Here is an 8347-nt window from a genome sequence, read left to right as displayed (position 1 = left end):
CCACAATTTATAATAAATTTAGCTTTTATTTCCCCTTGACTGGTTTCTAAAAACTTATGATTATTAGCATTACCAATTTTCAAAACTTTAGTATTTAGTTTAATTTCTCCCCCTTGTTTTTCAATTATTTCTGCATATTTTTCACATACTTTTTTATAGTCAGCGATACCGGAAGTTGGAACATAAATTCCAGCTAAACAACTAACATAAGGTTCCTTTTCTTTAACTTCTTCGGGGGATATTTTCTTAACTTTTAAACCATTTTCTAAACCCCTTTTATACAAATTATCTAATAAGGTTAATTCTTTTTCTTTCGTCGCAACAATCACCTTACCACACACTTCATGAGGTAGATCATGTTTTTGACAAAATTCTACCATAGATTGACTGCCAGCGCGGGTAAACTTAGCCTTAAAACTTCCTGGTTTATAATAGATTCCTGAATGGATAACTCCACTATTATGGCCAGTTTGATGATAGGCCACTTTACTTTCTTTTTCAATGACCACTAACGACGCATGAGGAAACTTTTCCCCCAACATCATGGCCGTAGAAAGTCCGACGATACCTCCACCAATAACAGCAAAATCATACATGGTTTTATAACATTAAACTTAACAGTAGGGTGGGTTAGACGGCTATCTTTGAGGTTATAACAAAGCAGATAAATATCAGTCGTAACCCACCAATAACAGTAAACTATGACTGTTTTTTGTTGGGTTTCGTTCCTCAAACCAACCTACTTTTTGTCTTATAGGTTTAGGTTATAACAAAGCAGATAACTATCCTTCGCAACCCACTAAGAAACCTGAATCATGACTTATTTTTGTTGGGTTTCGTTCCTCAACCCAACCTACTTCTGCTATATTGATGTTTTATATTTAAAATGTGGTTTTATTTAACGATCAATTGAACATTAATTTTCAATTTCAGATTTCATTCTTTCTAATGTCATATTCATTTGATCAAACATTTGTTGAGGAGTCATTCCAAACTGGCCTAACTGAGTTTTTAATTGTTCTACAGTCATTTGTGCCATAAAATCTTCTGATAGTTCAAACCGTTTCATAAAGATTTTATAACGTTCCATCAATGCTTCCATTTGAGCGATGAAAATCTTTTTACCTTCACGGTCAAACTTACCATATTCTCCGCCCAATTGTATCAAAGATTGATAATCTTCAAACAATTTTTTTGCTTCCTCTTGAACCACTTCAGAATCAAAAAATCCCATGATTGTTTTCCCTATGTTATTAATGATGATCGACTATAAGCTAGACATTTTCAATTATAAAAGAGTTGAAACCGATTGAAAACTACGGTTTACCGTATCATCCACTCAGTTTAACCGGAAATCCTGGGGAACTCTCCCTGCTGAAAACCGTCTTTTGCAGTACACTGGTTTTATTCACCTTTACGCTTAACCCCAATGCAACAGTTGGAAAAGCTATTCAGTCATCCAAAAAGCCGTAAAGTGGGCATTATCCTCGCTTTACTATCTACTATTGTACCTTGGCCAATCGCTGGCGTGCATAAATTTTATTTAGGCCAACCTGTTTGGGGTGTGATTTATTTATTATTATGGAATACCCCCATACCCAGTATTGCTTGTGCGATCGATGCAGTCTGGTATTTTGTCCAAGGAGAAGAACAATTTAATGTTCAATTTAATGGTTTAACTCCTACTAATCCTCATACATTATATAACAAACAAATAGAACCTCTACAAGTAAATGTTATTTCTGAGGGTTTACGAGAATTAGATAAACTACGAGAAGAAGGGTTACTTTCTGAGTATGAATTTGAACAAAAACGCCGTCAACTTTTAGATAGAATAAATTAGTTTCAGTTATCAGTTATCGGTTATTAGTTATTAAGCAAAGTTTGGCTTATAGATTCAATAAAACCTATATTAATTTACTAAAATTTTTTAAAATTGATTTCTAACTACTAAAAAATGGTATTTTCTTCTTGGTCAAAGCAACTAAATCCTCGGAAAAGAAAGCTGAAGCAACAAATAGAAAATGATCCTTATTATCGTTTTCAGTCTTTAGAAGAAATTGCGATCGCAACAGAATTAGGAATCAAAATTGATGTAACTCATGCCACTGTAGACGACTTATTGAGAGTACCTGGAATATCAATTCATCAAGCGAGAAATTTAGTAGAATTAATACAAATAGGTGTAGAAATTTTATCCATAGAAGATATGGCAGCAGCTTTAAATATGCCCTTATCTCGCCTCAAACCTTTCACAGCTATTTTAGCTTTTTCTTATTATGATCCTGATAGTTTAATTAATCCTCAAAAAATCAATATTAATACAGCAACCTTAGAAGATTTAGTAATTATTCCTAATTTTTCTGAATATCTTAAACAAGAAATAATTAGCGATCGCCAACAAAATGGAAAATATAAAAATTTAGTTGATTTACAAAAAAGATTACAATTAAATGCTATAATAATATCAGAATTAATGCACTATATTAGCTTTTAATTTTTAACTCCGAACCCCGAACTCCTAACTCCTAACTCAAAAATGTTGACCTTTAAGAAAACGACCTTAATTGATGCACCGGTAGAAAAAGTTTGGGAATTTCACGAACGTCCTGATATTTTAGATATATTAACTCCACCTTGGCAACCGGTTAAAGTTATGAAACGAGAAGGGGGTTTAGATATTGGCGCAATCACAGAATTTCAATTAATGTTAGGGTTTATTCCTATTCGTTGGTTGGCCCGTCATACTGAATGTAATAAACCCTATTTATTCGTAGATATCCAAGAAATTGGTCCCTTAGAATCTTGGGAACACCGTCATAAATTTACACCAAAAAACGGCAAGACAGAACTAACAGATGAGATTAAATACGAAATTCCTGGGGGTAGAATTGTAGAAATTTTAATCGGTTGGTGGGTTGATTTTCGTTTACAAGATATGTTTAGTTATCGTCACGAAATAACCCAAAAATGGATAATGGATAATTATAAATAATAAAATTATAACGTGGGCAATGCCCACCCTAAGTTAAAGTTAGAACTGACTTAAAAAGCGCATATCGCTATTATAAAGACGACGAATATCATCAATTTGGTGTAATACCATAGCAAAGCGTTCGATCCCTAAACCAGCAGCAAACCCTGTATAAACTTCAGGATCATAACCCACTGCTTTTAAAACATTAGGATCAACCATACCGCAACCCATCACCTCTAACCATTTCCCTTTCCATTGCACATCAACCTCAGCAGAGGGTTCAGTAAACGGGAAATAACTAGCGCGAAACTTAACTGGTAACTCTTCCCCGAACATTTGCGTTAAAAATTCCTTAATGGTTCCCTTGAGATCAGCGAAGGTTAAACCCTTATCCACCGCCAAAATTTCCACTTGATGGAAAACTGCCGAATGGGTAGCATCCACAGTATCCCGACGATAAACCCTACCTGGGGCTACAATACGGATAGGAGGTTCATGGGTTTCCATGTAGCGTATTTGTACAGGAGAGGTATGGGTTCTCATTAAGATATTATCGCTCAAAAAGAAAGTATCCTGCATATCCCTAGCCGGATGATCCGGGGGAATATTCAACGCCTCAAAGTTATAATAATCCGTTTCCACGTGGGGACCGGTAGACACTTGATATCCTAACCCTACAAAGATGTCTAAGACCCGATCTATGGTACTGTTGAGGGGGTGTAAACGTCCCAAAGAACGGGCAACCCCTGGCATAGTCACATCAAGAGTTTCGGCTGCTAATTGTGCCTTTAATTTAGCGGTTTCTAGGGTATTTCGTTGCTGTTCTAAATTACTTTGTAAAGCTTCTTTAACCTCATTGGCCAAAGAACCCACACGGGGACGTTCTTCTGCGCTTAATTTCCCCATTCCTCGTAAGATTTGGGAAAGTTTGCCTTTTTTCCCTAAATAGTTAATTCTCAGTTGTTCCAATGCTTCTAAACTATCAACGGCAGTGATTTCCTTCTCTGCCTCTTGTTGTAGGGTTTGTAAATCTGTTTCTAGGGTATTAGACATTGTGGCCATTGAGTTGGAATAGGACAAAATTTAGACACAAATTCTAGTGTAGCGAAGTTTGGGACTATGGGATACTATAAAATGACAGTAGCCTTATTACCATTTTATAGGAGTTTGACTAATGAACGAACCCGTTACAGTAACTTACTCCTTAGAGGATGTTTTTAAAAGAGTTGAAGATAAACTAGACACTCTACAAAAGGATGTAACCGACTTAAAAGTAGAAATGACAGAAGTTAAAACAGAAGTCAAAGGAATTAACAAAAGATTAGACTCTCAAGAATTTATCAATCGTTCCGTTGCTATTGGGGTCATCGTTACCTTACTAAGTGGGGTAATCAAGTTATTTTTCCCTAACTTCCTTAACATCCCCCATTAAATAATATTGGGTCAAACCTTTGGTAACATCGACAAAATAAAGATATGTCATATTTGACTATATTTTTCTTAGAAATTAGAGGGTAAAATAATGACTTTGACCACAGATAAAACACTTTATGCTCAAGATTTTGCTTTATGGATAGAAGAAACTATCAAACAATTAAAATCTGGTAATTTCTCACAAGTTGATTTAGATAATTTAATCGAAGAGGTAGAGTCCTTGGGTAAAAGTCAACGGAAGGCAGTTAGAGGTTATTTAATCCGTTTATTAGAACATTTATTAAAACGGCGTTATGTGATGATGTTTGATTGTTATCGCGGTTGGGAAATAGAAATAAGAAATTTTCGTCAACGGTTAAAATTAGAGTTAGAAGATTCACCCAGTTTAAAAAATTATATTAAAGATATTCTGCCAAAAAGTTATCAAACTGCCCTAGAAAATATGATCGATAGTTATCCTGATACAGATTTTCCTATTGTTTATCCCTTTTCAGATAATATTGATGAATTATTAAACAATAAGTTTTGGGAAAATTAGAAAGGGTTTAATTGTTTGGTAAACTAGGATCTGGCCACCGATCGCACCATACAAAAATACTATGAAAATTTCCGTTAACTGGCTGCGGGAACTCGTTAACGTCACCCTCACCCCCGAAGCATTAGCCGATCTTTTGACCATCGCAGGGTTAGAAGTAGATGAGATCGAAGATCGTCGTCAATGGGCCGATGGGGTTGTGATCGGTAAAATTATCGACCGTCAACCTCACCCTAACGCCGATAAATTAAGCGTCTGTCAAGTGGATATTGGCGCAGAAACCCCCTCTACTATTGTTTGTGGAGCCCCCAACGCTAAAGCAGATATTTACGTTCCTGTCGCCACATTGGGAACATATTTACCGAAAATTGACCTAAAAATTAAATCGGCAAAACTCAGAGGGGTTAAGTCCGAGGGGATGATCTGTTCTTTAGCAGAAGTGGGTTTAAGCAAAGAATCTGCTGGTATTCACATTTTTGAGGAAGATAACCTACAATTAGGGGCAGATGCTAGGCCATTTTTGGGATTAGATGATGTTATTTTAGATATCACCCCCACTGCCAACCGGGCCGATGCTATGAGTATGATTGGTGTGGCCAGGGAAGTTGCAGCATTAACGGGAGGAGAGTTAAACCTTCCCCAACCTCCCGAAACCTCTTTAAGCGATCAACAAACTTATCCTTTAACTGTAGAAGTTGGCGACGGAAATGCTTGTCCTACCTACATTGGAACTATTATAGAAGGAGTAAAAATTGCACCTTCTCCTGACTGGTTACAGCAACGTTTAGAATCTGCTGGAGTCCGTCCCATCAATAATGTGGTGGATATTACTAACTTAGTGTTATTAGAATGGGGTCAACCTCTTCATGCTTTCGATCGCCAGAAGTTAGAAACCGTTGCAGGAAATAAAGATCATTTAACTGTTGGGGTACGTTTTGCCAAGGAGACAGAAACCCTGAAAACCCTTGATGGCCAAGAAAGACAGTTAAACCCAGTTAACTTACTTATTACAGCTAATGATACCCCTGTGGCCCTCGCTGGTGTCATGGGAGGAGAAGAAACAGAAGTTGCTGATGAGACGGAAAATATCCTTTTAGAAGCAGCATTATTTGAACAAGTTACCATCCGTCGTTCTTCTCGTAGTCAAAGTTTACGCAGCGAAGCGTCTGCAAGGTATGAACGGGGAATTAATCAATCTGAGTTAGAATTAGCTTGTAGAAGGGCGATCGCTTTAATTACGGAGTTAGCAGGAGGAACCCCGGTAACTCAAAAAATGAGTGATCATCGTCCGGATCGATCTGCTGAATCTATAGAATTACGTTTAGATCGCATCCATCATGTTTTAGGACCGGTGGAAAAAGACGGACAACGGACTAAAATTGCAGCAGAAGACGTAGAACGCATTTTAAGCGACTTAGGTTGTACTTTAACCCCAGTTTCAGGAGAAAATACGGTTTGGTCTGTAACTATTCCTTCTTATCGTTATCGTGACTTAGAAAGAGAAATTGACCTGATCGAAGAAGTGGCCCGTCTCTATGGTTACGATCGCTTCTGTGACGAACTTCCGGATAAAACAGAAGCTGGTGGACTTTCTGTTGAATATCAAACCCAACGTAAGGTAAGAGAGGTGTTTAGGGGAGTTGGTTTAACGGAATTAGTACAATATTCTTTGGTTAAACCAGAAAAAGCAGAAGTTTTCTTAAGTAACCCTTTATTTGCTGAATATTCCGCCCTGAGAACCAATCTTTTAGATGGAATAATCGACGCTTTTGCCTATAACCAGTCCCAAGGAAACGGCGCATTAAATGGCTTTGAAATAGGACGAATTTTCCGCAAGATTGACGGAGAGATCGCCGAATGGGATAATATAGCTGGTATAATTGGGGGCGATTTATTACCTCAAGGTCGTTGGACGAGAAGCGGTAAAGCTAACCCTATGACCTGGTTTGAAGCTAAAGGTATCTTGGAAAGGGTTTTTCAACGTTTAGGGGTATCGGTAGAGTATCGACAAGATAGCGAAGATGAAAGATTACACCCCGGAAGAACGGCCTCTTTATGGTTACAAGGGCAAAAATTGGGTATTTTTGGACAAGTTCATCCGCAACTGCGACAAGAAAAAGACTTGATGGATGAAGTTTATGCTTTTGAGTTAGATTTTCGTTGTTTATCGAAAGTTCTGAACCGAGATAGCTTACTAACCCCTCATTTCCAAGCTTATTCTAGTTATCCGGCAGTAGAAAGAGATTTAGCCTTTTTTGCTTCTCTTGATGTTCCTGTTGCTAACTTAACCAAAACCATGAATAAAGCAGGAGGGAAACTGTTAGCAGGAGTGGAATTGTTCGACGATTATCAAGGGAAAAATGTTCCCGAAGGACAAAGAAGTTTAGCCTTTAGTTTAGCTTATCGTTCCGGCGATCGCACATTAACGGATGAAGATGTAGAACCGGTTCATGACAAGATTCGCAAAGCTTTAGTTAAACAGTTTGCTGTTACTTTACGGAGTTAAAAAAGCTTCCTGTAGGGTGGGTTAGACGGCGATAATTTAGGTTATAACTAGAATATAAATATCCGTCGTAACCCACCATTTTAGTTGAAAAGATAAATTTTATTATTTTTATGATCGGGTGAACAAATATTAACTAAAAAGTTTGCTATAATAACAGACTATATATATCTATCTTACAACTTAAAGTTAATTAGAAAAGGGACTATTTATGATGACTTTTAAAGAGATAAAAGATAATATACGTTATGTTACTAATGAGAAAGGAGAAAAAACTGATGTTTTAATTCCTTTAGAACTTTGGAAAACTATCGTAGTTAAGTTATCTGAACCTGAAGAAATAAAAGATAGTCGAGAAGAAATTTTAAATGATTTAAAGCAAAGTCTTTTAGATGGTAAAAACCATAGAACTTTTCCTTTAGAAGAACTTTGGCAAGAAACAGACTAAAATAACAGATATGGTAGAAATTAGATTTACCGAACCCTTTAGAAAACGCATTAAAAAACTAGCTAAACGCTATCGAAGCATACAGAAAGATATTGCTCCTATAATTAAACAATTAGAAGAAGGTTTATTGATTGGGGAACAAATTACTGATATTAAAGCTACAGTTTTTAAAGTAAGAGCTAAAAATAGTGATATTCCTAGTGGCAAAAGTGGTGGTTATCGTCTGATTTATCAAGTTATCTCACCAAGCTTAATTTTACTTTTAGTTATTTATGCAAAATCAGATCAAATCACAATTAGTTCCACTGAAATAAAAAGATTAATTCAAGAGACTTTTAACCAATAAATCATCACTTTTATCTTCCATTAACCTGTGTTATTAATGTATTAAAATAACGAGTAGTAGTAGTAGGGTGGGTTAGACGGCGATAATTTAGGTTATAACTAGAA

The 8347-nt window shown here is 36.4% G+C and carries 11 protein-coding genes; 8 read left to right on the top strand and 3 right to left on the bottom strand.

The annotated features are described in order from the left end of the window. Together QNJ66_RS25305 and QNJ66_RS25300 are read right to left on the bottom strand one after the other, a co-directional pair. Positions 1–596 (bottom strand): FAD-dependent oxidoreductase (locus QNJ66_RS25305; protein ID WP_300511438.1); only part of this gene is annotated, 596 nt, incomplete at its 3' end. A 320-nt stretch (positions 597–916) separates the two neighbouring features. After that, entirely contained in the window at positions 917–1234 is a 318-nt protein-coding gene (locus QNJ66_RS25300; protein ID WP_300511437.1) for a DUF1825 family protein, read from the bottom strand. 195 nt (positions 1235–1429) lie between these two features. Between QNJ66_RS25300 and QNJ66_RS25295 the strand changes: the two genes are divergently transcribed. The 3 genes from QNJ66_RS25295 (at position 1430) to QNJ66_RS25285 (ending at position 2995) form a co-directional block, all read left to right on the top strand. Next, positions 1430–1843: an NINE protein gene (locus QNJ66_RS25295; protein ID WP_300511436.1), complete on the top strand. Its 414-nt coding sequence runs from the start codon at positions 1430–1432 to the stop codon at positions 1841–1843. A gap of 114 nt (positions 1844–1957) precedes the next feature. Next, the gene (locus QNJ66_RS25290; protein WP_300511435.1) at positions 1958–2497 is read left to right on the top strand and encodes a ComEA family DNA-binding protein; all 540 of its coding nucleotides are present in this window, start codon (positions 1958–1960) and stop codon (positions 2495–2497) included. Positions 2498–2539: 42 nt separating this feature from the next. Further along, positions 2540–2995, top strand: coding sequence for an SRPBCC family protein (locus QNJ66_RS25285; protein WP_300511434.1), 456 nt, complete (start codon positions 2540–2542; stop codon positions 2993–2995). Positions 2996–3034: 39 nt separating this feature from the next. Here the strand turns inward: QNJ66_RS25285 and pheS are convergent, their stop codons facing one another. After that, positions 3035–4039: a phenylalanine--tRNA ligase subunit alpha gene (gene pheS / locus QNJ66_RS25280; RefSeq protein ID WP_300511433.1), complete on the bottom strand. Its 1005-nt coding sequence runs from the start codon at positions 4037–4039 to the stop codon at positions 3035–3037. 112 nt (positions 4040–4151) lie between these two features. Here pheS and QNJ66_RS25275 point away from each other — a divergent pair, with 112 nt between their 5' ends. The 5 genes from QNJ66_RS25275 (at position 4152) to QNJ66_RS25255 (ending at position 8243) form a co-directional block, all read left to right on the top strand. Next, positions 4152–4409, top strand: coding sequence for a hypothetical protein (locus QNJ66_RS25275; protein WP_300511432.1), 258 nt, complete (start codon positions 4152–4154; stop codon positions 4407–4409). Positions 4410–4499: 90 nt separating this feature from the next. After that, a complete protein-coding gene (locus QNJ66_RS25270) occupies positions 4500–4949 on the top strand; it encodes a DUF29 domain-containing protein (RefSeq protein ID WP_300511431.1) in 450 nt (149 codons plus the stop codon). A 61-nt stretch (positions 4950–5010) separates the two neighbouring features. Further along, the gene (gene pheT / locus QNJ66_RS25265; protein ID WP_300511430.1) at positions 5011–7452 is read left to right on the top strand and encodes a phenylalanine--tRNA ligase subunit beta; all 2442 of its coding nucleotides are present in this window, start codon (positions 5011–5013) and stop codon (positions 7450–7452) included. A 208-nt stretch (positions 7453–7660) separates the two neighbouring features. Next, a complete protein-coding gene (locus QNJ66_RS25260) occupies positions 7661–7897 on the top strand; it encodes a hypothetical protein (protein WP_300511429.1) in 237 nt (78 codons plus the stop codon). Positions 7898–7907: 10 nt separating this feature from the next. Next, entirely contained in the window at positions 7908–8243 is a 336-nt protein-coding gene (locus tag QNJ66_RS25255; RefSeq protein WP_300511428.1) for a type II toxin-antitoxin system RelE/ParE family toxin, read from the top strand. Positions 8244–8347 lie beyond the last annotated feature (104 nt).

This window comes from Crocosphaera sp. (assembly GCF_030064895.1).
GTDB lineage: Bacteria > Cyanobacteriota > Cyanobacteriia > Cyanobacteriales > Microcystaceae > Crocosphaera.
This window is presented reverse-complemented; position numbering and strand designations above follow the sequence as displayed.

Excerpts from the sequence above, each read along its gene's own strand:
- QNJ66_RS25300 (WP_300511437.1), bottom strand. The coding sequence starts at position 1,234 with ATGGGATTTTTTGATTCTGAAGTGGTTCAAGAGGAAGCAAAAAAATTG.
- QNJ66_RS25260 (WP_300511429.1), top strand. The coding sequence starts at position 7,661 with ATGATGACTTTTAAAGAGATAAAAGATAATATACGTTATGTTACTAAT.
- QNJ66_RS25275 (WP_300511432.1), top strand. The coding sequence starts at position 4,152 with ATGAACGAACCCGTTACAGTAACTTACTCCTTAGAGGATGTTTTTAAA.
- pheT (WP_300511430.1), top strand. The coding sequence starts at position 5,011 with ATGAAAATTTCCGTTAACTGGCTGCGGGAACTCGTTAACGTCACCCTC.
- QNJ66_RS25295 (WP_300511436.1), top strand. The coding sequence starts at position 1,430 with ATGCAACAGTTGGAAAAGCTATTCAGTCATCCAAAAAGCCGTAAAGTG.
- QNJ66_RS25290 (WP_300511435.1), top strand. The coding sequence starts at position 1,958 with ATGGTATTTTCTTCTTGGTCAAAGCAACTAAATCCTCGGAAAAGAAAG.
- pheS (WP_300511433.1), bottom strand. The coding sequence starts at position 4,039 with ATGGCCACAATGTCTAATACCCTAGAAACAGATTTACAAACCCTACAA.
- QNJ66_RS25270 (WP_300511431.1), top strand. The coding sequence starts at position 4,500 with ATGACTTTGACCACAGATAAAACACTTTATGCTCAAGATTTTGCTTTA.
- QNJ66_RS25255 (WP_300511428.1), top strand. The coding sequence starts at position 7,908 with ATGGTAGAAATTAGATTTACCGAACCCTTTAGAAAACGCATTAAAAAA.
- QNJ66_RS25285 (WP_300511434.1), top strand. The coding sequence starts at position 2,540 with ATGTTGACCTTTAAGAAAACGACCTTAATTGATGCACCGGTAGAAAAA.